Origin of the sequence: Nocardia implantans (assembly GCF_035544775.1) — a bacterium.
GTDB classification, from domain to species: Bacteria; Actinomycetota; Actinomycetes; order Mycobacteriales; family Mycobacteriaceae; genus Nocardia; species Nocardia implantans.
Genome location: NZ_JAYKYQ010000008.1, coordinates 293278 through 316554, shown reverse-complemented (window position 1 = coordinate 316554; position 23277 = coordinate 293278). Strand labels below are relative to the sequence as shown.

Below are 23277 nucleotides of genomic sequence, written 5' to 3'. Positions count from 1 at the left end.
GCGAAGCGTGCTCTACCGTCTGTCGAGTGTCCAGAGAATCTCGCCGGTCGACCATTCCACCTTTCTACGTGATGGATGTGTGGAAAGCCGCCGCGGAACGCGCCCGGACCCACGGCGATGTGCTCGTGCTCGCGGCGGGGCAGCCGTCGACGCCTGCGCCCGCGCCCGTCCTGCGCGCGACTCAACTGGCCATCGGGTCCGAATTGCTCGGTTACACGGAGACTTTCGGCATTCTGGCGATTCGGGAAGCGATCGCACAACACCATCGGGAAACCTACGGTTACCAGGTCCACCCGGACGACGTGGTCGTGACCACCGGCTCGTCCGGCGCGTTCTCGCTGATCTTCCTCGCCGCGTTCGACCCGGGCGACACCGTCGTGGTGGCGCGTCCCGGGTATCCGGCCTACCGCAACACCCTCGCCGCGCTCGGCTGCCGCGTGCTGGAACTCGACTGCGGCGCGCAGACCAGGTTCCAGCCCACCGTCGCCATGCTCGAGGCGCTTCCCGAGCCGCCCGCCGGCCTGGTGGTGGCCAGCCCCGCCAACCCCACCGGCACCATGATCGCCCCGGCGGAGCTCGCCGCGCTGGCCCGCTGGTGCGAGGAGCACGGCACGCTGCTGATCTCCGACGAGATCTACCACGGCATCACCTACGACACGGGCCCCGACAGCGCCACCTCGTCGGCCTGGGAGACCTCGCGGGAAGCGGTGGTGATCGGCTCGGTCTCCAAATACTTCTCCATGACGGGCTGGCGGCTGGGCTGGATGCTGGTGCCGAGCGGCCTGCGCCCCGCGCTGCAACGGCTGGCCTCCAACCTGACCGTGTGCCCGCCGGCGATCTCGCAGTACGCGGCGCTGCACGCGTTCGGCGCTGAGGCCAAGGAAGAACTCGACGGGCACGTGCGCCGGTACGCGGAGAACCGGCGGTTGCTGCTGGACGGCCTGCCGAAACTGGGCATCACCGACCTCGCCCCCGCCGACGGCGCCTTTTACGCCTACGCCGATATCGGCCACCTCACTGACGACTCCCGCGCCTGGTGCGCCGACGTGCTGAACCACACCGGCGTCGCGCTCGCTCCGGGGGTGGATTTCGACACCGTCAACGGACACCGGACGGTTCGTTTCTCGTTTGCCGGAGCCACCGCCGACATCGAGGCGGCGCTGCTGCGTCTAGGGCACTATCTAGGCGTCTGAAAGCCCTGTCCGGCAAGAACTTTTCGCAGTTCGGCACCCTGGCCGCGCGGATGCGGTAAAACAACGATGGTTGCTTTTCCTCGCTGATTTCCCCTGGAAGAACTGATGACGACTGGCACGATGGCACGGTGATCACCGCGACGACCCCGAAAGGCGAACGGCGTCGCCAGGCTTTGATAGCCGCCGCTGCCGAGCTGTTGCTCGAAGGCGGTTTCGAGGCGGTGCGGCATCGTTCGGTTGCGACGCGCGCTGATCTGCCTCTGGCGTCGACCACCTACTATTTCGAATCCTTGGACGACCTCATCGCTCGGGCCGTCGAGTTCAGCGGCAATGCCGAGCTGGACGCGATGCGCAGGCGGGTCGGCGAGGTGAGCCACCGCCGCCGCGGCGCGGAGGCCACCGTCGACCTGGTGCTCGACCTTCTGGTGGGCAGCGACGGGGCCGACGAAGGCGCGCGCGGGCAACTCATCGCACGCTACGAGCGTTCGGTCGCATCGGCGCGGCACCCTGAGCTGCGCGAAGTCCAGCTACGGCTGCGCGCCCAGCTGGACGAGCTGCTGGCCGACGTGCTGCGTCGATCCGACCGGATGGTGCGGCCGGAACAGCTGCGCCGGCTGGTCGCGGTGGTGGACGGAGCCGTGGTCGCCGCGCTCACCGAGATGGACCCGGAACCGCGGCGGATGGCCCGCGGCGCGCTGCTGGAAGTGATCGACATCGTGGCCCCGCCCGCGCGGTCGGCGGCCCCGGAGGCGGCGGCCTACGCGGGCACGGACGGTCCCGTCCGTGCCACGCCCCAGCAAGTGGATCGTTACCGAGCACTAGACTGACCGGACGTGAGCATCGTCCCCAATGTCCTCGCCACCCGTTACGCCAGCCCGGAGCTGGTGCACCTGTGGTCGCCGGAGCACAAGGTCGTACTGGAGCGACGGCTGTGGCTGGAGGTGCTGCGGGCGCAGGCGGAGCTGGGCGTCGAGGTGCCGGAGGGGGTCATCGCCGACTACGAGCGCGTGCTCGACGAGGTGGACCTGTCCTCCATCGCCGAACGCGAGCGGGTGACCCGACACGATGTGAAGGCGCGCATCGAGGAGTTCAACGCGCTGGCCGGGCACGAGCACGTGCACAAGGGCATGACCAGCCGCGACCTCACCGAGAACGTGGAGCAGCTGCAGATCCGGCTCTCGCTCGAGCACGTGCACGCGCACGGCGTGGCGATCGCCGCGCGACTGGCCGAGCGCGCCGCCGAATACCAGGCGCTGGTGATGGCGGGCCGCTCGCACAATGTCGCCGCGCAGGCCACCACGCTGGGCAAGCGGTTCGCCTCCGCGGCCGACGAATTGCTGATCGCGCTCACCCGGCTGCGTGAACTGATCGAGCGTTACCCGCTGCGCGGGATCAAAGGCCCGATGGGCACCGCGCAGGACATGCTCGACCTGCTCGGCGGCGACCCGGCCAAGCTCGCCCGGCTGGAGCAGCAGGTGGCCCGGCATCTCGGTTTCGCGACCGTGCTCACCAGCGTCGGCCAGGTCTACCCGCGCTCGCTGGATCACGATGTGCTGTCCACGCTGGTGCAGGTGGGCGCAGGTCCGTCCTCGTTCGCGCACACCATCCGGCTGATGGCCGGGCACGAGCTGGTCACCGAGGGTTTTCAGCCCGGCCAGGTGGGCAGCTCGGCGATGCCGCACAAGATGAACACCCGCTCCTGCGAACGCGTCAACGGCTTGCAGGTGGTGCTGCGCGGTTACGCCTCGATGGCGGCCGAGCTGGCGGGCGCGCAGTGGAACGAGGGCGACGTGTTCTGCTCGGTGGTTCGCCGTGTCGCGCTGCCGGACGCGTTCTTCGCCATCGACGGGATGATGGAGACCTTCCTCACCGTGCTGGCCGAGTTCGGCGCCTACCCGGCGGTGATCGCCCGCGAACTGGACCGGTACCTGCCGTTCCTCGCCACCACCCGCATCCTGATGGCGGCCGTCCGGACCGGTGTCGGCCGTGAAACCGCGCACGAGGTGATCAAGGAGCACTCCGTCGCGGTCGCCCTCGCGATGCGCGAGCAGGGACGCGAACCCGACTTGCTCGACCGCCTCGCCGCCGACCCGCGCCTTCCCCTGGACCGCCCCGCCCTCGACGCGGCGCTGTCGGACAAGTCCGCCTTCGTCGGCGCGGCGGAGTCCCAGGTCGCCGACGTCATCGGCCAGGTGCAGAAACTCGTCGACCGCTACCCGGACGCGGCCAGGTATTCACCGTCGCCGATCCTGTAGGGGGACTGCGCCTTTCGCGGCCAAATCGTTCGTCGGCTCGACTGGTGGCCGGTATCGTCCCCCGGTGCCCATTCACGCCTTCGTGGACGAGTCGATTCGCCGCGACCGCCCGCCCAGCTGCTCGAGCACGCACGAGCGGTGGTCCGCGGTCTGTGGTTTGCCCGGCCAGCGCCGGTGGCATTTCGCGAAGGAGCCGGACCAACGACGTCGGCAGATCCTCGCCACGATGGCCCGATGTGAAGGCGTGCGCGTCGCGGTCTTCGTCGGGAAAGGCGCTGAGGTGCGCGTTCGCGACGAATGTATGGCTCGATTGGTCACCTATCTGGTGGATCTGCAGGCTGAGCGGTTGGTTATCGAATCGCGCGAGAGCCTGGACCATCGCGATCGCAATTGCATCGCCGCAGCGCTTCGTAAGGCTTCGGCGGAACTGCCGTACCTGCATCTGCCGCCGCACACTGAGCCGGGACTATGGTGGCCTGACGCCGTAGCCTGGGGCGTTCGGCGCCGGTGGGGTTTGGCGGCCACTGGTGGCTTCCTTGGTTGTCGACGTCATCGATGTCGACAACCACTCCAGATAGCGCGAAACCCGACTGCTCACCGTCCGGAGAGGAGCCGGGTCCACTTCTCCCAGCTACTGCCAGGAGCTGATTCGATGGTACCGCACCGGTGGTGTCCGGGCTATCCATTACCCGGCATCGCCGCGACCGGAGACCGCATAGGCTGCCGGTCGTGAATCCCTACACGATTTTCGCCGATATCGTTGCCGGGCGGGCGCCGTCGAGCAAGGTCTATGAGGATGACGATGTCCTGGCGTTCATGGACATTCGGCCGATGACGCCGGGGCATCTGCTGGTGGTGCCGAAGGTGGCGGCGCGCAGTCTGGCGGAGCTGGATCCGGAGGTCGGGGGGAAGCTGTTCCAGGTGGGGCAGCGGTTGGCGGCGGCGTTGCGGACCAGCGAGGTCGGCTGCGACGGGGTGAATTTCTTTCTGGCGGACGGGGTGACGGCCGGGCAGGAGGTCTTCCACGTGCACCTGCACGTCATCCCGCGTACGCCGGGCGACGGGTTCGGTTTGCGCGGCCGCCCGACCAGTCCGCGGCGGGAGGATCTGGACTACCTCGCCGCCTCGATCCGGGGCGCGCTGGGCGACTGAGCTCGCCGCCGGGTTGCGTGCTCTTGTCGGCTCTCGTTTGTCGTCGCCGGTCATCGCGCTGGGCGGCGTCGATCGCGGAGAGGGCCTCCGCGAAACGCTCGGCTGCGGTGCCACAGCCGAGCATTCGTCATCTTCCGATCCGCTGGAAGCCGGGCAGCCGGGTGACGACCGCTCGGTGTCCACGAGAGGGCTCGGCCTCTCGGGTATTCGCAGGACTTGGCGACGAGTCAGTCCCCCACCAGTTGGGCCGCCGTCCAGTTGGGGTAGTCGCTGTACCCCTCGGCAGTGCGGCCGTACAGGAACTCCTCGCGAATGGGGGCGAGGGGCAGGTCGTACCGGATGCGATGCACCAGATCGGGATTGGCGATGAACGACCTGCCGAACGAGACCAAGTCGGCGTGTCCGGCGCGCAGCACCTCTTCCGCGCCCGCCGCCGTGGTCGGCTCGCGGTTCTCGCCGATATTCGCGATGAGCGTGCCGTGCCAGCGCGGGCGTAGATCGCGCAGCGCGGGGTAGCGATCGTTGTCGGTGAGGTGCAGGTAGGCGAGGTCGCGCGCGTCCAGTTCGGCGACGAGCGCGCGGTAGAGCGGGGCCGGGTCGGCTTCGTACATGTTGAACTGGGGATTGCCCGGCGAGAGCCGGATGGCGGTGCGGTGCGAACCGATCGCCCCGGTCACCGCGTCCACCACCGCGAGGGGCAGCCGCATGCGGTTGACGATCGAACCGCCGTACTCGTCGTCGCGCAGGTTGGTGTTGTCGGCCAGGAACTGGTGCGGCAGATAGCTGTTGGCGGCGTGGATCTCGACGCCGTCGAAGCCCGCCGCCACGGCATTGCGCGCGGCGGCGGCGTAGTGCCCGATCGCGGCCTCGATACCGGCGCGATCGAGCGCGGCGGGAGTGATCGGATCGGCCTTGCCGCCGTCGATCAGATGCACCCGGTCGTCGTCGAGCACCGCCGACGGTCCGGCCGGCCAGGATCCGTCGATCCGGGCGAGCGGGTGACCCTTGCGTCCGCCGTGCATGAGTTGCGCGAAGATCCGTCCGCCGCGTGCGTGCACCGCCTCGGTGACCCGGCGCCACGCCGCGACGTGCGCCTGCGTCTGCAAGCCCGGCACCCACGCTTCGCTCTGGCCGGTCGAATGCGGCCAGATGCCCTCGGTGACGATCAGTCCCGCGGTCGCGCGCTGGGCGTAGTAGTCGGCGACATCGCTGGTCGGGGACCCGTCGGGCAGCGAGCGCAGCCGGGTCATGGGCGCCATGACGATCCGGTTGGGCAGGTCGAGCGGGTGGTTGCGGTATTCGGTCAGAAGCAGCATGGCTGTACCGTAAAACCTGACATTGATGTTAGGTCAAGGAGTGAAGATGCGGATCGGTGAACTGGCCGAGCGGACCGGCGTGAGCGTCCGGTCGCTGCGGTACTACGAGACCAAGGGCCTGCTGAGTTCGCAGCGGTCCTCCGGCGGGCAGCGCGAGTACGCGGAGGCGGCGGTCGAGCGGGTCCTGCGCATCCAGGAGATGTTCGCCGCGGGCCTGCACAGCGACACGATCGGGGAACTGCTGCCGTGCATCAACGACGTCGACGGCACGCCCAACGCCATGGCCACGCCGTTCCTGGTGGAAAAGCTCACCGAGGAACGAGCCAGGATCGATCAGGCGATGCGCGATCTGCGCCGCACCGGTGACGTGCTCGACGGCATCATCCGTGCGGCGGGCGGCGAGGCGGCCGAACAGTAGGGTGGACGCCATGGCTCTCGACAGCGGAACGATCTCCGAACCCGGTAGCGGCGCGGTGGCGCCGCCGGTCGCCAAGCAGGTGCCCACCGAGCGGGTGCACCACGGCGACGTGTTCGTCGACGAGTACGAGTGGCTGCGGGACAAGGACAACCCCGACGTCATCGCCTACCTCGAGGCGGAGAACGCCTACACCGAGGCGCAGACCGCGCACCTGAGCACGCTGCGCGAGACGATCTTCGACGAGATCAAGGCGCGCACGCAGGAGACCGATCTGTCGGTGCCGACCCGGCTGGGCGACTACTGGTACTACTCGCGCAGCTTCGAGGGCAAGCAATACGGTGTGCACTGCCGGTGCCCGATCGACGCCGAGGCCGAAGGGATCGACGCGTGGACGCCGCCGCAGCTGGACGCCGAGACCGAGGTCCCGGGCGAAGAGGTGCTGCTCGACAGCAACGAGCTGGCCGAGGGACACGACTTCTTCGCGCTCGGCGCGTTCTCGATCAGCCACGACGGCACGCTGCTGGCCTACTCGGTGGACAACGTCGGCGACGAGCGCTACGTGCTGCGCTTCAAGGATCTGCGCACCGGCGAACTGCTCGGCGACGAGATCGCGGGCACCGCTCCCGGCGCGACCTGGTCGCTGGACGGTAGCCATGTCTTCTACCAGACCGTGGACGAGTCGTGGCGGCCCGACACGGTGTGGCGCCACCGGCTCGGCAGCACCGATCCCGACGTCAAGGTGTTCCACGAACCCGACGAGCGCTACTGGGTGAGCATCGGTGCGACCCGCTCGGAGAAATACCTGATGATCTGGGTCGGCTCCAAGATCACCAGCGAGGGCTGGGTGCTCGAGTCCGACGATCCCGAGGGCGAGTTCCGGGTACTGCTGCCGCGCCGCGAGGGCGTCGAGTACTCCGCCGAGCACGCGGTGATCGGCGGGCAGGACCGGTTCCTGATCCTGCACAACGACGTGGTCGACGGCGTCAAGGCGGAGAACTTCGTGCTCGCCGAGGCGCCGGTGGACGACCCGTCGAACCTCACCCAGCTGATCGGCCATCGCGACGACGTGCGGCTCGAGGACATCGACGCGTTCCGCGACCACCTGGTGCTCAGCTACCGGCGCGAGGCGCTCACCCGGATCGCGGTGTGGCCGCTGACCGCCTCCGGCTACGGCGAGCGGCGCGAACTCGATTTCGATCTGGAACTCTTCGCGGTCGGCACCGGCTCCAACCCGGAGTGGGCCCAGCCGACCTTGCGCATCGGCCTGACCTCCTTCATCACCCCGATGCAGGTCTTCGACTACGTTCCCGCCACCGGAGAGCTGCTGCTGCGCAAAGAACAGCCGGTGCTCGGCGGTTACGACGCCGACGAGTACGAGCAGCACCGGGATTGGGCCGTGGCCGAGGACGGCACCCGGATCCCGATCTCGCTCGTGCGGAAGAAGACGACCGCCGACGGGCCGAAGCCGCTGCTGCTGTACGGCTACGGCTCCTACGAGGCGAGCATCGACCCGTCCTTCTCGGTTGCCCGATTGTCGCTGCTGGATCGCGGCATGGTCTTCGCCGTCGCGCACGTGCGCGGCGGCGGCGAGATGGGCAGGCTCTGGTACGAGCACGGCAAGACGCTCACCAAGAAGAACACCTTCACCGACTTCGTCGCCGCCGCACGGCATCTGGTCGACACCGGGGTCACCGCCCCGGACCGGATGGTCGCCGACGGCGGCAGCGCGGGCGGCCTGCTGGTCGGCGCGGTGGCGAACCTGGCTCCCGAGCTGTTCACGGGCATCCTGGCGAACGTCCCCTTCGTCGATCCGCTCACCTCGATCCTCGATCCGTCGCTCCCGCTGACCGTGATCGAGTGGGACGAGTGGGGTAACCCCCTGGCCGACAAGGACGTCTACGCGTACATGAAGTCCTACTCGCCGTACGAGAACGTCGAGGCCAAGGACTATCCGGCGATCCTGGCCATCACCAGCCTGAACGACACCCGCGTGCTCTACGTCGAGCCGGCGAAGTGGATCGCCAAGCTGCGCGCCACCGCGACCGGGGACGCGCCGCTGTTGCTGAAGACGGAGATGAGCGCGGGCCACGGCGGGGTCAGCGGGCGCTACGAGAAATGGCGGGAAGTGGCCTTCGAGCACGCCTGGGTGCTGGACACGGTCGGTCTCGCCGACGCGTGACGCACCGGCGCGCCGCTGGTGGCGGCGACGCGCCGAGCGCGGGGCGACCGCTCGACGCAGCTGTGGCGCAGTGTTCGCCACCTGGTCATACAGTCTGCACATCACGGACACGTGCGGCTGGCACCGTGGGGTCATGAACGCTGAGCTGATCGTGTCGGTCTCCGGGATCAGGGACACCACCCGGGACTTGGCGATCGAATTCGCCGAACAGATGGATCGGCGCGGCGTGCCGCTCTCGCTGCTGGTCGCGCCGCGGTTGAAGGGCAAATACCGGCTGCTCGAGGACCCGGCGACGCAGGCATGGCTGCGCGGCAGGCGGGCCAGGGGCGACGCGATCGTGCTGCACGGCTACGACCAGGCGGCCACCAAGCGGCGGCGCGCCGAGTTCGCCACGCTGCCCGGACACGAGGCGCGGCTGCGGTTGACCGCCGCCGACCGGGTGCTCGAGCAGGCCGACCTGCGCACCCGGCTGTTCGCCGCCCCGCGCTGGGATGCCTCGGCGGGTGCGCTGGACGCGCTGCCCGATGCCGGTTTCCGGTTGGCGCTCGGCCTCACCTCGATCATCGACCTGGAGCGCAACACGGCGCAGAAGGCGAGGGTGTACGGCATCGGCGAAGGCTTCCGCGCGGAACCGTGGTGGTGCCGCGCCTTGGTCATGGGCGCCGCGCGCACCGCCCGTCGCGGCGGCGTGCTTCGCCTGGCCGTTTCGGCCGCCCAGCTGGGGCGGTCCGGCCCGCGTCAAGCCATGCTCGACGCCGTCGACCTCGCCCTGTTCCACGGCGCGACCGGCGCCACCTACCGGTGGGAGCCCTTCCGGGCGGCTCGGGCCGCATGACTGACGCCGCGGGCGGGGGCGGGTCGGCTCCGTCGCCCGCGGCCGGTCGGGACCGCTGTGGCGCGACCGATCGGCGCCGCCGCCCGCGAATGGCGTAGCCGGGCGGCGGCGCTGTCATGATCAGGACGCGGCGATCGTCGTCTCCGCCACGGCGGGCGCCGCGTCGTGGGTGAAGCCGCCGGCCTCCGCACGGGTGAGCGAGGTGGCGAACGGCCGCTGCCGCAGCTGATCCATACAGCGGTCGAGATCGGCGAGCAGCAGGTCGGCCATGTCGATGGTGAAGCCGTGGCGCAGCACCGCGCGCATCACTGTCTCGTCGTTCCGGTCGGCGGGCAGCGGGTAGGCGGCGATCAGCCAGCCTCGGGAGCGCAGCCGGTCGGACAGGTCGTAGAGGTTGAAGCCGGGATCGCCGGTCAGCCGCCAGCACACCGCCGTGATGCCGCGCTGCGGATCGCCGTCGTGGATCAGCTCGAAGACCCCGAGCCCGCGCAGGCCGGCGGCCAAGTGCTGCGCCGCGCGGTAGATCGCGGACTGCACCCGCGCGTAACCGGTGCGCCCCAGCCGGATGAACTGGTAGTACTGCGTGATCGCCTGCCCGCCCGGCCTGGAGAAATTGAGGTTGAAGGTGGCCATGCTGCCGCCGAGGTAGTCGACGTCGAAGATCAGCTCCCGCGGCAGGTCGGCGGCTTCGCGCCAGATCGCCCAGCCCGCGCCGAGCGGGGCCAGCCCGGTCTTGTGGCCGGAGGCGTTGATCGACTTCACCCTGGGCAGCCGGAAATCCCACACCAGATCCGGTGCCGCGAACGGGGCGAGGAAGCCGCCGCTGGCCGCGTCGACGTGGATGGGGATGTCCAGGCCTTTGTCGCGCTGCAACGCGTCGAGCGCGGCGCTGATCCCGGCGACGTCCTCGAACAACCCGGTGTAGGTCTGGCCGAAGGTCGGCACGACCATCATGGTGTTCGCGTCGCAGAATTCCGCGAGGTCGTCGGGGTGCATGGTGAGCCGGTCGCCGCGCAGCGGGATCTGGCGGATCTCGACATCGAAGTAGCGCGCGAACTTCTCCCAGCACACCTGAACCGGCCCGCAGACGAAGTTGGGCGTCCCGGTGCCGCCGCGCTTGCGCCAGCGGAATTTCGCCGCCAAGCCGCCGAGCATGGCCGCCTCGCTGGACCCGATGGTCGAGGTGCCGTGCGTGGCGGCAGGGTCCGGCGCGTGCCACAGATCGGCGACCATCCGGACGGCCCTGCGCTCGAGCTCGGCGGTCTGCGGGTACTCGTCCTTGTCCACGATGTTCTTGTCCAGGCACTCGGACATCAGCCTGCGCGCTTGGTCGTCCACCCAGGTGGTGCAGAACGTGGCCAGGTTCATCCTGGAGACGCCGTCGAGCATCAGTTCGTCGTGCACGATTTCGTAGGCGACCTGCGGGAACATCTCGTGCGCGGGGAATCCGGCCCGCGGCGCGGACCGGCTGAGCCCCGGCAGGGCGAACAGGTCATCGGCTGCTTCGGACATGTCAACGGCCTCCCGATTCGACGGTGTGCGGGCGTGCCTGCCGAGAATGCCGACAGTTTGCCGACACCCTCGACGCTCAGCTTGGCACACCCATTCCGCCATTCGACGCACTACGCGCTTCCGCGTGGACACCCGCCCGGCGGTGCGAACTGTGCCCGAGGGCCGGGGATAGGGTGGGGGAATGGCGGAGGATGTGCGGGTGGCGGAATTGCGCGGTGCGGTGGCCGGATTGATGGAACAGGCGAAAACCGATTTGGCACAGCTGGTTTCGTTCCGGTCGGTGGCCGATCCGCGGCAGTATCCGATCGAGGAGTGCGACATGGCGGCGCAGTGGGTGGCCGACGCGTTCGCCGCCGCCGGACTCACCACGGTCGGCCTGCACGAAACGCCGGACGGCACCAAGGCGGTCGTGGCGTCCCGGCCCGCCCCCGCCGGCGCGCCCACGGTGTTGCTCTACTGTCACTATGACGTGCAGCCTCCGATGGACGAGGCGGCGTGGCGCACCCTGCCGTGGGAACTGACCGAGCGCGACGGGCGCTGGTACGGACGCGGCAGCGCCGACTGCAAGGGCAACATCGTCATGCACCTGACGGCGTTGCGGGCGCTGGGCCCGGACCTGCCGCTTGGCGTCACCGTCGTCGCGGAGGGCTCCGAGGAGCAGAGCACCGGTGGACTCGAGCGTTTCGTCGAGGCCCATCCGGACCTGCTGCGCGCGGACGCGATCGTGGTCGGCGATTGCGGCAACTTCGCCGCGGGCGTGCCGACCTTGACCCAGACGTTGCGCGGCGGCGTGAACGTGGTGGTCACTGTCGAAACCCTCGCCAGCCCTCTGCATTCCGGCATGTTCGGCGGTCCGGCGCCCGACGCGCTGGCCGCGCTGATCCGCCTGCTGGCCTCGCTGCGCGACGAGCGGGGCAACACCGCCATCGACGGGCTGCCGAACGATCAGGTCTGGCCCGGCGTCCAGTATCCGAGCGAGCAGTTCCACGCCGACGCGCGCGTTCTGCGCGGAGTGGAACTCGTCGGCGACGGCACCGTCGCCGACATGCTGTGGGCCCGGCCTGCGCTGACGGTGCTCGGCATCGATGCCCCTCCGGTGGTGGGATCGGCCGCCGCGATCCCCGCGACCGCGCGCGCCCGCCTCAATCTGCGCATCCCGCCGGGCACCGACCCGGATGCCGCGTACCGGGCGCTCGTCGCGCATCTGGAGGCGCACACCCCGTGGCGTGCCGAGCTGACCGTCGAACTGGAAGGCGCCGGAGCGCCTTTCCGGTCCTCGACGGGCGGCCCGGCGCGCGCCGCGATGGAAGCGGCGCTCGCCGCGTCCTATGGCCGCCCGGCGACGACCCAGGGGCAGGGCGGGTCGATCCCGCTGTGCAACGTCTTCGCCACCACCTACCCGGACGCGGAGATCATGCTGATGGGTGTCGAGGAGCCGAAGTCCTTGATCCACGCGCCCAACGAGAGCGTGGATCCGAAGGAGATCGAACACATGGCGCTGGCCGAGGCGATCTTCCTCGCCACCTACGCCGGGTAGCGCTACAGATCGGTGTCGCTCTCCGGCCCGAGCACGCGGAATTCGGTTCCGGCCGGGGCCATCTCCGACAGCCTGCCGAAATAGATGCCCTGCGCCTCATCCCGGATGATGCCGTAGTGGATGGGCAGCGCGACACGCGGAGCCACCGCGCGCAGGTAATCGACGGCTTCGCTGACCCGCATCCAGGGCGCGGCGGCCGGAGCGGCGAGCACGCCCACCGGCACCGGCGGCACCCACAGCGAGTCGCCGGGGTGCACGAGCTGTGCCGGGTCCTCGGCGGTGCCCAACTGGAAGACGGTGTTGTCGATCACGGGGATCTCCGGATGGATGACGGCGTGCCTGCCACCGCCGCCGGTGATGCGGAGATCGCCGAGAGTGAGCACGTTGCCCGCGTGCACCGCTTCCCACCGCTCGCCGCGCTGCTCGGCGGTCTGTGGGTCCGACAGCAAGCGCGCGCCGGGGTTCGCGTCGATCAGCGCCTCGATCCGGTTCGGGTCGATGTGATCGGGATGCTGATGGGTGACCGCGATCGCGTCCAGGCCGGTGAGGCCCTCGAAGCCGTGCGAGAAGGTGCCCGGATCGAACAGGATCTTCTTGCCGTGCAGCTCGACGAGAAGGCAGGAATGACCGAAGTGGGCTATGCGCATGCCGTCATGCTAGCCACGCCGGGTGTGTTCTCCGCGACAGCGCGCGGTCTCGGCCGACCCCGCGGATGACGCAGGCGACCAGCACAACTACGCTGCTGAGGTAACCCCCCAACCACATGAGGAGCAACGCGTGGCACGAGTCGTGGTCGAGGTGATGCCGAAGGCCGAGATCCTGGATCCGCAGGGGCAGGCCATCGTCGGCGCACTCCCCCGCCTGGGATTCGAGGGCATCTCGGACGTGCGGCAGGGCAAGCGATTCGAACTCGACGTCGATGACAGCGTCGACGACGCGGCGCTCGAGCAGATCGCCGAATCGCTGTTGTGCAACACGGTGATCGAGGAGTGGAAGGTGGTTCGCGTCTCATGACCGCGCGCATCGGGGTCATCACGTTCCCCGGCACGCTCGACGACATCGACGCGGCCAGGGCGGTGCGCTTGGCAGGCGCCGAGGCGGTGAGCCTGTGGCATGCCGACGCCGACCTGAAGGGCGTCGACGCGGTGATCGTGCCCGGCGGCTTCTCCTACGGCGACTACCTGCGCGCGGGCGCCATCGCGCGCTTCGCCCCGGTGATGGGCGAGGTCGTGCGCGCGGCGGGTTCCGGGCTGCCGGTGCTCGGCATCTGCAACGGTTTCCAGGTGCTGTGCGAGGCCGGGTTGCTGCCCGGCGCGCTGACCCGCAACGAGGGGCTGCACTTCATCTGCCGCGACGAGTGGCTCACCGTGGAATCGGTGTCGACCGCGTGGACCTCCCGCTTCGAGCCGGGCGCGCAGATCCTCGTTCCGCTCAAGTCCGGCGAGGGGCGCTATCAGGCCTCGGAGGCGGTGCTCGACCAGCTCGAGGGCGAGGGCCGGGTGGTCTTCCGCTACGCGAGCGCCAACCCGAACGGCTCGCAGCGTGGCATCGCGGGCATCGCGTCGGCCAACGGTCGCGTCGTCGGGCTGATGCCGCACCCCGAACACGCCACCGAGCCGCTGACCGGTCCCAGCGACGACGGGCTCGGCCTGTTCCTCTCGGTGCTGGACACGCTCGTAGGGGTCTGATCGTCCCGGCGCCGATTCAGCTGATGCGGTCGATGATCTCGAAGTCCACGCCGTTCGCCCGGGCCACGTAGCCGTGCTGAATCGCCTGGTTGCCTCGGAAACCCCGGATTCCGGACGGGGTTTCCAGGTACAGGCCGTGATCGAGCGCGCCGAGGATCTCCGGCACTTGCAGTGACCCGACCGTCCGCGCGAGCGCGCCGAGGGTGTGGATGGCTTCGTAGGTGGCGTTGCTGAAGCTGGTCAGCGCGGGGGCGAACGCGCCGTGCCGCGCGCGGTAGCGGGTCATCCGGTCGCGCGCGTCGGGTACGCGCTCGTCCAGGAAGAAGCTGGACGCCACGAAGAAGTCGTGGTTGGCCTCCGCGCCCGCCGCCAGCAACACGTTCTCGTCGGCGGCCGGGCTCAGCCGCAGTTGCCCCGTGTCGCGGCCACCGGCCGCGTACTGCCGGTTGAAGCGGGCGACGTCGGCGCCGACCATCAGGATCACCACCGCGTCGGCCAGGTCCAGGGCAGGGTGAGCGAGAAAGTCCGAAAAGTCCGCGTACCCCAGCGGGACATACCGTTCCAGCACGATCGCGGCCGGATCGGCCAGGCTCGCCCGAATCGCCCGGGCGGACCGGCGCGGCCAGATGTAGTCGTTGCCGATGACGGCCCAGCGCCGCACGCCGTACTCGCGTTCGAGCCAGTGCACGGCGGCCACGGTCTGCCCGGCCGGGTGCTCGCCGACCATCAGCACGCCGGGCAGTTCGTCGGTCATGCCCTCGTGGCTGGTGGCGTACAGGTACGGCACCCGTCCCGCACCGGCTCGCGCCACCGCTCGGCGCACCGCGGAGGTGTGCCAGCCGGTGATCGCGTGCACCATGCCGGTGGCCAGCAGGGCGGAGACCTCAGCGGCCACCTGGTGCGGCGGTCGTCCTCCGTCGATATTCGTAGTACGAATTTCCCGCCCCAGAATTCCCGGGCCCTGGTTGATTTCCTCGACCGCGAGCGATATGGCCGCATCGCAGGACGGTGCGACGATACCGCCGGGTCCCTGCCGCGGAACTATGTTCATGACCTCGATCGTGCCGTCGGGGCTCTCGATCGACGTCGACATTCGGTACTCTTCTTCTCGTTCGAGCGGAATTCACGGCAGGCGGGAAATAATGACGTCCATTGTAAGCGGAAATTCGACGCTGCATGGCGCGCTGCGTGCCGCGGAGCGCGGTTGGGTACGGCACCTGGACGCGGCGCTGTGCGCCAGGCAGCTGTCGCCGGATCAGTGGTCGATGCTGTCGAACCTGTGTGGCGACGCGGGCATCACGATGACCGAGCTGGCGGCCAAATCGCAGCTCGCGCCCTCCTCGGCCACCAGGCATGCCGACTATCTGGCCGAGCGCGGCCTGATCTTCCGGCTCGCCGCCCAGGACGATCGGCGCCGCATCCTGATCGGTCTCAGCAGGCTCGGCGCCGACCTGGTCGCCGAGGTGCGCGCGGAGGAAGCGCGCGCCGAGCAGGAGTTGCGCGGGCGAATCGGCGCGCGCCGATATACCGAACTCATGCGATTGCTCGACCTGGTTTCCATCGCCTCGGAGTAAATACTCTCGCGTACCGGACATTCGTCCGATGAATGCCGCGAACATCCGATTCGTGATCGGATGTCAGACCATTCTTGTCCTTATGTCGCGGTCGAATCGGGGACGCCTCATGGTGATCTCCATGCGGCGGTAACGGCATAGTTCACACCGGTTCGGCCGGTATTCGCCGCGCGGGCGCGGCGGCCGGGACACGCCGGTCACGTCACGCTTGCCTAGGATCGCAGGCATGCCCGTCTCCACCACCGCAGCCACGGCCGCCGGGCTGTGCGCGTTCATCGATGCGTCCCCGTCGCCGTTCCACGTCTGCCGCACGGTCGCCGCGGAATTGGACGCGCGGGGGTTCACCCGGCTCGCCGAGTCGCAGACCTGGCCCGCGCAGAGCACGGGCAGGCATTACGTGGTTCGTGGTGGCTCGCTGGTCGCCTGGGCGGCGGGGGACACCGAGGGCGCGACCCCGTTCCGCGTGGTCGGAGCGCACACCGACAGTCCCAACCTGCGGGTCAAACAGCATCCCGACCTGACGTCGGCGGGCTGGCAGCTGGTCGGGCTCGAGCCCTACGGCGGCGCGTGGCTGAACTCGTGGCTCGACCGGGAGCTGGGTGTTTCCGGGCGGCTGAGCATGCGGGACGGAAACACGGTGCGCGAGCGCCTGGTTCGCATCGATGAGCCGATCCTGCGGGTGCCGCAACTGGCCATCCATCTGTCCGAGGACCGCAAGGGTGTCACGCTGGATCCGCAGCGGCATGTCAACGCGGTGTGGGGCGCGGGGTACGAGGCGGCTGCCTTCATCGATTTCGTGGCCGACTGGGCCGAGGTCGATCCGGGCGATGTGCTCGGCTGGGAGCTGATGACCCACGACCTCACGCCGAGCAGGCTGATCGGGCGGGACCAGGACCTGGTCAGCGCGCCGCGTCTGGACAACCAGGGCACCTGTTTCGCGGGCTTGCAGGCGTTTCTCGCCGCGATCGATGAGCCGGGCGCGGCGGTCCCGGTGCTGGCCATGTTCGACCACGAGGAGGTCGGCAGTCAGTCCGATCGCGGCGCGCAATCCGATCTGTTGCCCGCGGTGCTGGAACGCATCGTGCTCGCGCGCGGCGGCGGCCGCGCCGATTACCTGGCCGCTCTGGCCGGTTCGGTGTGCGCGTCCGGCGACATGGCGCACGCGACGCACCCGAACTATCCGGAGCGGCACGAACCCGCGCACCGGATCGAGGTCAACGGCGGGCCGGTGCTGAAGGTCAACCAGAATCTGCGCTACGCCACCGACGCCACCGGCGCGGGCGCGTTCGCGCTGGCGTGCGCGCAGGCCGCGGTCCCGTTGCAGCGCTATGTACATCGCGCCGACCTGCCCTGCGGCTCCACCATCGGGCCGATGACCGCGGCGCGCACCGGCATGCCGACCGTCGACGTCGGCGCGCCGCAGCTGGCGATGCATTCGGCGCGCGAACTGATGGGGGCGTTCGACGTTCCCGCCTACGCCGCCGCGCTGGCGGCCTTCCTCACGCCGGAAGTCACCGGCCGGTAGGTGAACACCGCCACGACGAACACGGCGAAAGTGGCGAGGACGTAGTTGCTTCCGATGATCTGCTGCCACCAGGCCCAGCCCAGCTCGCGGTCGTGCGAGTGCGGCAGCAGCCAGTGCGGACCGATCAGGAACAGCACGGCGGCCACCGCCACCACGCCGATCATCCGAGGGCTGCGCGTGCCGCGCACCATGAGGTCAGCGGTGACGACCATCGCCGGCGCGATCCACACCCAGTGGTGCGACCAGGACACCGGCGAGACCAGCAGCACCGTGGCGGCATTCACCAGCAGCGCCGCCACGGTGGCGCCGGCGTCGATCAGCCTGCGCATCCACACCGCGGCCAGCGCCACGGCCAGGACCGACAGGGTGATCCACAGCAGGGTGGCCGCTGTGTCGTCGACGCCGAGGCGGAACGCCATGCCTTTGATGGACTGGTTGCCCGCGAAGTACGGAGGTCCGATCCGGCCGGTGTCGGCGAGGGTGTGGAACCAGTAGTCCACGGAATCGCCGGGGAACAGCAGGAATCCGAGGCCCACCGCCGCGATCGCGGAGAGCACCAGCGTACCCGCGGCTTTCCAGTCTTTGCGCAGCACGAAGTAGAGCAGATACCCGGCCGGGATCAGCTTCACCGACACCGCGATGCCGATCAGCATGCCGCGCGGCCAGAACGGCTTGCGCACCAGGCAGTCCAGCGTGATCGCGGCCATCAGCACCAGGTTGATCTGGCCGAAGCCGAAGGTCTGGCGGACGGGTTCGAAGAACTGCGCCACCGCGACCGCGCCGATGACCAGCGTGAGCAGCATCGGACGCGACAGCCCGGGCCGCAGGCGAGTCAGCACCAGCCACAGCGAGATGCCGAGGCTGGCCACGTTGGTGACGACCACCAGCACCTCGGCGGCGACCAGCGGCATCAGGGCGAGCGGCGCGAAGAACAACGCGGCCAGGGGCGGATAGGTGAAAGGCAGCCCGATCCCTTCGACCGGCGGCATCGGGCCGTACAGATCGCCGCCGTCCAGCCAGACCCGGGCGCCGTTGCGATAGACCTGGAGGTCGATGTAGCCGTGCCACCAGTGCGCCAGCAGCGAGACGAGCGCGGACACCGCGAACAACGCGATGGCAGCAATCAGCCAGCGTACTTGCGGCGCGCGCGGGTTCGGCAACGCGTCAGCGGGTGTGGTCCCCGATCCGCCGCCTCCGGTCGGCGCTGCGGTCGAGGTGACCGATCTCTCACCCGGATTCGCGACCCCCGATCCTTCGTTCACCGGCTCAGAGTAGCCGGTGCGCATGGCCGGTACCCAGTGCCTCTAAACTTGCACCCAGGCATTCCGCCCGCCGCCCAGTGACACGCTCGTCGCTTCGCTGAGCTTGCCCACCCCGCCGGCTCCGCCGGCTTGCCGACCCCCATGCCCGGCCGAAAGGACCCTGGTACTCCGTGACTCCGCAGGTCGACACCGTCAGCGCAGCCGCAGCAAACCCCGACGTGCCGCAACCCTACAAAGAACTCGGCCTCAAAGACGACGAGTACGCCCGCATCAAGGAAATCCTCGGTCGCAGGCCGACCGACGCCGAGCTGGCGATGTACTCGGTGATGTGGAGCGAACACTGCTCCTACAAGTCCTCCAAGGTGCACCTGCGCTACTTCGGCCAGACCACCACCGACGAGATGCGCGCGTCCATGCTCGCCGGCATCGGCGAGAACGCGGGCGTCGTCGACGTCGGTGACGGCTGGGCGGTCACCTTCAAGGTGGAAAGCCACAACCACCCCTCCTACGTGGAGCCGTACCAGGGCGCGGCCACCGGCGTCGGCGGCATCGTGCGCGACATCATGGCGATGGGCGCGCGCCCGATCGCGGTGATGGACCAGCTGCGCTTCGGCGCGGCGGACGCGGCCGACACCCGGCGCGTGGTGGACGGCGTGGTGCGCGGCGTCGGCGGGTACGGCAACTCGCTCGGCCTGCCGAACATCGGCGGCGAGACCGTGTTCGACGCCTCCTACCAGGGCAACCCGCTGGTGAACGCGCTGTGCGCGGGTGTCATGCGGGTCGAGGACCTGCATCTGGCCTTCGCCTCCGGCACCGGCAACAAGATCGTGCTGTTCGGCGCGCGTACCGGCCTCGACGGCATCGGCGGCGTCTCGGTGCTGGCCTCGGACACCTTCTCCGGCGATGAATCCGGCTCCGGCCGCAAGAAGCTGCCCTCGGTGCAGGTGGGCGACCCGTTCACCGAGAAGGTGCTCATCGAGTGCTGTCTCGAGCTGTACGCGGCGAAGCTGGTGGTCGGCATCCAGGACCTCGGCGGCGCCGGATTGTCCTGCGCCACTTCCGAACTCGCGGCGGCCGGGGACGGCGGCATGCGCATCGAGCTGGACAAGGTGCCGCTGCGCGCGGCCAATATGACGCCCGCCGAGGTGCTCTCCAGCGAGTCGCAGGAGCGCATGTGCGCGGTGGTCACCCCGGAGAACGTGGACGCGTTCATGGCCGTGTGCCGCAAGTGGGACGTGCTGGCCACGGTGATCGGCGAGGTCACCGACGGTGACCGGCTGGTGGTCACCTGGCACGGCGAGACCGTGGTCGACGTGCCGCCGCGCACCGTCGCGCACGAGGGCCCGGTCTACGAGCGCCCGGTCGCGCGCCCCGACGAGCAGGACGCCCTGATCGCCGACACCCCCGACCGGCTCGCCCGGCCGAAGACCGCCGACGAACTGCGCGCCACGCTGCTGCAGATGATCTCCAGCCCGCAGTTGTGCAGCCGCAAGTGGATCACCGAGCAGTACGACCGCTACGTCCGCGGCAACACGGTGCTCGCCGATCAGGCCGACGCGGGCGTCATCCGGATCGATGAGGAGACCGGCCGCGGCATCGCGCTGGCCACCGACGCCTCCGGCCGCTACACCAAGCTCGACCCCTACGCGGGCGCGCAGCTGGCGCTGGCCGAGGCCTACCGCAACGTGGCCAGCACCGGTGCGACGCCGAAGGCGGTCACCAACTGCCTGAACTTCGGTTCGCCGGAGGACCCGGGCGTGATGTGGCAGTTCCAGCAGGCCGTGCGCGGCCTGGCCGACGGCTGCGTCGCGCTCGGCATCCCGGTCACCGGCGGAAACGTCAGCTTCTACAACCAGACCGGCCAGACCGCGATCCTGCCGACCCCGGTGGTCGGCGTGCTCGGCGTGATCGATGACGTGCACCGTCGCATCCCGACCGGCATCGGCCTGGAGCCGGGCGAGACGTTGATCCTGCTCGGCGAGACCCGTGACGAGTTCGGCGGGTCGATCTGGTCGCAGGTGGCGCACGACCACCTGGGCGGCGTCCCGCCGAAGGTCGATTTCGCCCGCGAGCAGTTGCTCGCCGAAGTGCTGACCGCCGGTTCGCGCGACGGCATGATCAGCGCCGCGCACGACCTGTCCGAGGGCGGTCTGGCCCAGGCCGTCGTCGAAGCGGCGCTCGCCGGTGAGACCGGTTGCCGCATCCTGCTTCCCGAGGACGCCGACCCGTTCGTCACGCTGTTCTCCGAGTCGGCGGGCCGCGTGCTCGTCGCCGTTCCCCGCTCGGAGGAGACCAGGTTCACCCGCATGTGCACCGCTCGCGAACTGCCGTGGGTGCGCATCGGCGTGGTCGACCAGGGCTCCGACTCGGTCGAGGTGCAGGGCCAGTTCTCGATCACCATGGACGAGTTGCGGGCCGCGCACGAAGGTACGCTCCCGAGGCTGTTCGGCGCGGGAACCGTCTGACGAAACGCCCACCTGGGCGGGCCTGGACCCCTCGTTACCGGGCCCGCCCAGGTGCGCGTACTCAGGCGACGGAATTGAACGGATCGTGCTCGGAGAGCAGCTTCTCCATCCGCGCCTGATCGATGCGACCGTGAATGGTCGCCGCCTCGTGCTGGTCGCGCACGACTTTCGCCAGCGTGAACGTGCTGGTGACCAGGAAGAGCACGGACATGCCGAGGAATCCGCGCTGCCAGACGTCCAGCGGCAGCGCGTAGATCCCGATGCCGACGCCGACGAAGCTGATGCCGAAGGCGATCGCGGCCTGCGCGACGTAAGCGGCGCTGGCTTTCTGCCCCGCGGTCGTAGTGCTCATGACCAAAAGTCTCCGTACGGCGCGACCCGCGCACCCGCGTACAACTACTCGAGCGGAATGGGTAGTTGCCATCCGCGCGACAGGGTTCGATCACGGGGCCGCGAGCGGTGTGATCCGCGTCGTACCCGCCCGCGTCGCGGTGGGCGACGCGCCGGACCGTCGGTGGTGACCGCCATACTGGTCGAATGCTGGAGACCGCCGGGACCATGCGAAAGCTGCGCACGCGCGCGGTCGCTGCGACCCGGCGCGCCGAGGACGTCATCGATCTGAACTACGTCGGCTTGGTGGTGGCGACAGTGTTCTTCGCACTGTCGGTGACGCCGTCGCTGCTGCCGCGCGACTGGCTGTTCCAAGGATTGATCAGCGGGATCAACGCCGCCATCGGGTACGGCGCCGGCTGTTTGCTGGAGTGGCTGTTCCGGCTGTGGGTGCGGCCGCGGCTGAAGATCTCACCGCCGCCGACGTGGGCGCGTTACGCGATCAAGTCCGCCGTGCTGCTCACCGCCGCCCTGTGCGCCGCGCTGATGCTGGTGCAGTCGGCGCGCTGGCAGCGTGAGATCACGGCGCTGATGGGCATGGCGGGCACCACGACGCCCGCCTATCTGCGCACCGGTCTGCTCAGTTTGACGGTCGGCGCCGCGGCGGTCGCGGTCTACCGGACGGTGCGGGAGATCATCCTGTTCCTGGCCCGCCTGCTCAACCGGTGGGTGCGGGTGCCGCGCGAACTCGCTCCGGCCGCCGGGTTCCTGGTGCTGGTGGTGCTGGCGGTGACGATCTTCAACGGTGTCGCCACCCAAGCGTTCTTCGCGGTCGCCAACTCGGCCTTCAGCGTGCGCAACGACCACACCTCGGTGAACGCGGTGCAGCCGCAGCAGCCGGAGCGCTCCGGCAGCCCGGCCTCGCTGGCCAAATGGGAGACCCTCGGTTTCGAGGGGCGCTGGTTCGTCTCGCACGGGCCGACGGCGAGCCGCATCACCTCGGTCACCGGCCGTCCGGCCAAGGAACCCATCCGCGCCTACGTCGGCTTGGAGTCGGTCGAAGGGGATCAGGAGCCGGCCGAGCTGGCGGTGTCCGAGCTGGAACGCACCGGAGCGTTCGACCGGAAGGCGCTCGTGGTGGTCACCACCACCGGGACCGGTTGGGTGAACTCACTGGCGGCGGGGGCGATCGAGTACATGTACGACGGCGACACGGCGATCGTCGCCACGCAGTACTCGTATCTGCCGAGCGTGCTGTCGTTCCTGGCCGACCGCAACAAGGCCACCGCGGCGGGCAGGGACTTGTTCGACGCGGTGTACGGGCACTGGACCGCCCGGCCGCCGGAGGTGCGGCCCAAACTACTGGTGTACGGGGAGAGCCTGGGCTCACAGGGTTCCGAGGCGGCGTTCGACGGTCTGGCCGACCTGCGGGCCAAGGTCGACGGCGCGCTGTGGGTCGGCCCGCCCAACTCCAACCGGCTGTGGCAGCAGTTCGTCGCCCGCCGCGATCCCGGTTCCCGCGAGGTCCAGCCGCTGTACGCCGACGGGCTGGTGGTCCGGTTCGCCTCCGACAGCGCCGATCTGGCGCGGCCTTCGTCGGAATGGCGGCCGCCGCGCATCGCGTATCTGCAACACGCGTCCGACCCCATCGTCTGGTGGTCGGCGGATCTGATCTTCTCGCGCCCGGACTGGCTGTCGGAGCCGCGCGGCTCGGATGTCTCCTCCCAGATGCGCTGGTGGCCGTTCGTCACGTTCTGGCAGGTGGCCGCCGATCTGACCAACGCGCAGGGCGTCACCGACGGGCACGGGCACCGCTACGGGAGCCTGGTGCTGGACGGCTGGGCCGCCATCGCCGCGCCGCCGGACTGGACGGCGGAACGTTCCGAACGGATCCGGCTCGAAGTGGAGGCCGCGGAGGAATTCGAGCGGAAGACGAAGTGAGTCCCGGTCGACTAGCGAAAGTCGTTGCGGCCGTATCCGTTCCGCTAGTCTGGAACAACGCGGTCCTGCCCCGCCTCGGTCTCGGCATACGCGGG

At 69.5% G+C, this 23277-nt stretch carries 20 protein-coding genes; 14 read left to right on the top strand and 6 right to left on the bottom strand.

The genetic code is table 11. The annotated features are described in order from the left end of the window. The first annotated feature begins 26 nt into the window (after positions 1 to 26). The 4 genes from U3653_RS20620 (at position 27) to U3653_RS20605 (ending at position 4600) form a co-directional block, all read left to right on the top strand. On the top strand, positions 27 to 1193 hold the full coding sequence (locus tag U3653_RS20620; protein WP_195078143.1) for a pyridoxal phosphate-dependent aminotransferase: 1167 nt from the start codon (positions 27 to 29) through the stop codon (positions 1191 to 1193). Between the two features lie 128 nt (positions 1194 to 1321). After that, a complete protein-coding gene (locus U3653_RS20615) occupies positions 1322 to 2020 on the top strand; it encodes a TetR/AcrR family transcriptional regulator (RefSeq protein WP_323124119.1) in 699 nt (232 codons plus the stop codon). Between the two features lie 6 nt (positions 2021 to 2026). After that, on the top strand, positions 2027 to 3448 hold the full coding sequence (purB, locus tag U3653_RS20610; RefSeq protein ID WP_195078144.1) for an adenylosuccinate lyase: 1422 nt from the start codon (positions 2027 to 2029) through the stop codon (positions 3446 to 3448). Between the two features lie 729 nt (positions 3449 to 4177). After that, complete coding sequence (locus U3653_RS20605) at positions 4178 to 4600, top strand: HIT family protein (RefSeq protein WP_195078145.1); 423 nt, start codon at positions 4178 to 4180, stop codon at positions 4598 to 4600. A gap of 227 nt (positions 4601 to 4827) precedes the next feature. Here U3653_RS20605 and U3653_RS20600 read toward each other — a convergent pair whose 3' ends face one another. Next, positions 4828 to 5916 (bottom strand): alkene reductase, encoded by a 1089-nt coding sequence (locus U3653_RS20600; protein ID WP_195078146.1) that lies wholly within the window; start codon positions 5914 to 5916, stop codon positions 4828 to 4830. A gap of 46 nt (positions 5917 to 5962) precedes the next feature. Here U3653_RS20600 and U3653_RS20595 point away from each other — a divergent pair, with 46 nt between their 5' ends. From U3653_RS20595 to U3653_RS20585, 3 genes are all read left to right on the top strand, one after another. Then, positions 5963 to 6334 carry a MerR family transcriptional regulator gene (locus U3653_RS20595; protein ID WP_195078147.1) on the top strand — a complete coding sequence of 124 codons (372 nt, stop codon included), beginning with the start codon at positions 5963 to 5965 and terminating at the stop codon, positions 6332 to 6334. 10 nt (positions 6335 to 6344) lie between these two features. After that, positions 6345 to 8513: a S9 family peptidase gene (locus tag U3653_RS20590; RefSeq protein WP_195078148.1), complete on the top strand. Its 2169-nt coding sequence runs from the start codon at positions 6345 to 6347 to the stop codon at positions 8511 to 8513. Between the two features lie 133 nt (positions 8514 to 8646). After that, positions 8647 to 9348: a DUF2334 domain-containing protein gene (locus tag U3653_RS20585; protein ID WP_195078149.1), complete on the top strand. Its 702-nt coding sequence runs from the start codon at positions 8647 to 8649 to the stop codon at positions 9346 to 9348. A gap of 120 nt (positions 9349 to 9468) precedes the next feature. Here U3653_RS20585 and gad read toward each other — a convergent pair whose 3' ends face one another. Then, on the bottom strand, positions 9469 to 10860 hold the full coding sequence (gad, locus tag U3653_RS20580) for a glutamate decarboxylase (protein WP_195078150.1): 1392 nt from the start codon (positions 10858 to 10860) through the stop codon (positions 9469 to 9471). A gap of 181 nt (positions 10861 to 11041) precedes the next feature. On the opposite strand from gad, the gene U3653_RS20575 reads away from it, so the two are divergent. Further along, a complete protein-coding gene (locus U3653_RS20575; protein ID WP_195078151.1) occupies positions 11042 to 12397 on the top strand; it encodes a dipeptidase in 1356 nt (451 codons plus the stop codon). Positions 12398 to 12399: 2 nt separating this feature from the next. Here U3653_RS20575 and U3653_RS20570 read toward each other — a convergent pair whose 3' ends face one another. Then, the gene (locus U3653_RS20570; protein ID WP_195078152.1) at positions 12400 to 13044 is read right to left on the bottom strand and encodes an MBL fold metallo-hydrolase; all 645 of its coding nucleotides are present in this window, start codon (positions 13042 to 13044) and stop codon (positions 12400 to 12402) included. 130 nt (positions 13045 to 13174) lie between these two features. On the opposite strand from U3653_RS20570, the gene purS reads away from it, so the two are divergent. Next, positions 13175 to 13411 (top strand): phosphoribosylformylglycinamidine synthase subunit PurS, encoded by a 237-nt coding sequence (gene purS / locus U3653_RS20565; protein WP_195078153.1) that lies wholly within the window; start codon positions 13175 to 13177, stop codon positions 13409 to 13411. After that, on the top strand, positions 13408 to 14085 hold the full coding sequence (gene purQ, locus U3653_RS20560; protein WP_195078154.1) for a phosphoribosylformylglycinamidine synthase subunit PurQ: 678 nt from the start codon (positions 13408 to 13410) through the stop codon (positions 14083 to 14085). The genes purS and purQ overlap by 4 nt, the downstream gene beginning before the upstream one ends. Before the next feature lie 16 nt (positions 14086 to 14101). Here purQ and U3653_RS20555 read toward each other — a convergent pair whose 3' ends face one another. Next, entirely contained in the window at positions 14102 to 15136 is a 1035-nt protein-coding gene (locus U3653_RS20555) for a substrate-binding domain-containing protein (RefSeq protein ID WP_323124120.1), read from the bottom strand. Between U3653_RS20555 and U3653_RS20550 the strand changes: the two genes are divergently transcribed. Both U3653_RS20550 and U3653_RS20545 read left to right on the top strand, forming a co-directional pair. Beyond that, positions 15135 to 15659, top strand: coding sequence for a MarR family winged helix-turn-helix transcriptional regulator (locus U3653_RS20550; RefSeq protein ID WP_323124121.1), 525 nt, complete (start codon positions 15135 to 15137; stop codon positions 15657 to 15659). The two genes, U3653_RS20555 and U3653_RS20550, sit on opposite strands and share 2 nt — an antisense overlap. Before the next feature lie 226 nt (positions 15660 to 15885). Then, a complete protein-coding gene (locus tag U3653_RS20545) occupies positions 15886 to 17184 on the top strand; it encodes a M18 family aminopeptidase (RefSeq protein WP_195078156.1) in 1299 nt (432 codons plus the stop codon). Here U3653_RS20545 and U3653_RS20540 read toward each other — a convergent pair. Next, positions 17133 to 18446, bottom strand: a complete 1314-nt coding sequence (locus U3653_RS20540) for a glycosyltransferase 87 family protein (RefSeq protein ID WP_323124122.1) — start codon at positions 18444 to 18446, stop codon at positions 17133 to 17135. The two genes, U3653_RS20545 and U3653_RS20540, sit on opposite strands and share 52 nt — an antisense overlap. Before the next feature lie 170 nt (positions 18447 to 18616). On the opposite strand from U3653_RS20540, the gene purL reads away from it, so the two are divergent. Further along, complete coding sequence (gene purL / locus U3653_RS20535; RefSeq protein ID WP_195078158.1) at positions 18617 to 20911, top strand: phosphoribosylformylglycinamidine synthase subunit PurL; 2295 nt, start codon at positions 18617 to 18619, stop codon at positions 20909 to 20911. Positions 20912 to 20972: 61 nt separating this feature from the next. On the opposite strand, the gene U3653_RS20530 is transcribed toward purL, so the two are convergent. Next, positions 20973 to 21263 carry a YiaA/YiaB family inner membrane protein gene (locus U3653_RS20530; protein WP_195078159.1) on the bottom strand — a complete coding sequence of 97 codons (291 nt, stop codon included), beginning with the start codon at positions 21261 to 21263 and terminating at the stop codon, positions 20973 to 20975. 185 nt (positions 21264 to 21448) lie between these two features. Between U3653_RS20530 and U3653_RS20525 the strand changes: the two genes are divergently transcribed. Beyond that, positions 21449 to 23182: an alpha/beta hydrolase gene (locus tag U3653_RS20525; protein WP_195078160.1), complete on the top strand. Its 1734-nt coding sequence runs from the start codon at positions 21449 to 21451 to the stop codon at positions 23180 to 23182. Positions 23183 to 23277: the final 95 nt, after the last annotated feature.

Bases quoted from the DNA above. Each gene is read 5' to 3' on its own strand.
- U3653_RS20600 (WP_195078146.1), bottom strand. From the start codon at position 5,916: ATGCTGCTTCTGACCGAATACCGCAACCACCCGCTCGACCTGCCCAAC.
- U3653_RS20595 (WP_195078147.1), top strand. From the start codon at position 5,963: ATGCGGATCGGTGAACTGGCCGAGCGGACCGGCGTGAGCGTCCGGTCG.
- U3653_RS20590 (WP_195078148.1), top strand. From the start codon at position 6,345: ATGGCTCTCGACAGCGGAACGATCTCCGAACCCGGTAGCGGCGCGGTG.
- U3653_RS20585 (WP_195078149.1), top strand. From the start codon at position 8,647: ATGAACGCTGAGCTGATCGTGTCGGTCTCCGGGATCAGGGACACCACC.
- gad (WP_195078150.1), bottom strand. From the start codon at position 10,860: ATGTCCGAAGCAGCCGATGACCTGTTCGCCCTGCCGGGGCTCAGCCGG.
- U3653_RS20575 (WP_195078151.1), top strand. From the start codon at position 11,042: ATGGCGGAGGATGTGCGGGTGGCGGAATTGCGCGGTGCGGTGGCCGGA.
- U3653_RS20570 (WP_195078152.1), bottom strand. From the start codon at position 13,044: ATGCGCATAGCCCACTTCGGTCATTCCTGCCTTCTCGTCGAGCTGCAC.
- purQ (WP_195078154.1), top strand. From the start codon at position 13,408: ATGACCGCGCGCATCGGGGTCATCACGTTCCCCGGCACGCTCGACGAC.
- U3653_RS20550 (WP_323124121.1), top strand. From the start codon at position 15,135: ATGACCTCGATCGTGCCGTCGGGGCTCTCGATCGACGTCGACATTCGG.
- U3653_RS20555 (WP_323124120.1), bottom strand. From the start codon at position 15,136: ATGAACATAGTTCCGCGGCAGGGACCCGGCGGTATCGTCGCACCGTCC.
- U3653_RS20545 (WP_195078156.1), top strand. From the start codon at position 15,886: ATGCCCGTCTCCACCACCGCAGCCACGGCCGCCGGGCTGTGCGCGTTC.
- U3653_RS20530 (WP_195078159.1), bottom strand. From the start codon at position 21,263: ATGAGCACTACGACCGCGGGGCAGAAAGCCAGCGCCGCTTACGTCGCG.
- U3653_RS20525 (WP_195078160.1), top strand. From the start codon at position 21,449: ATGCTGGAGACCGCCGGGACCATGCGAAAGCTGCGCACGCGCGCGGTC.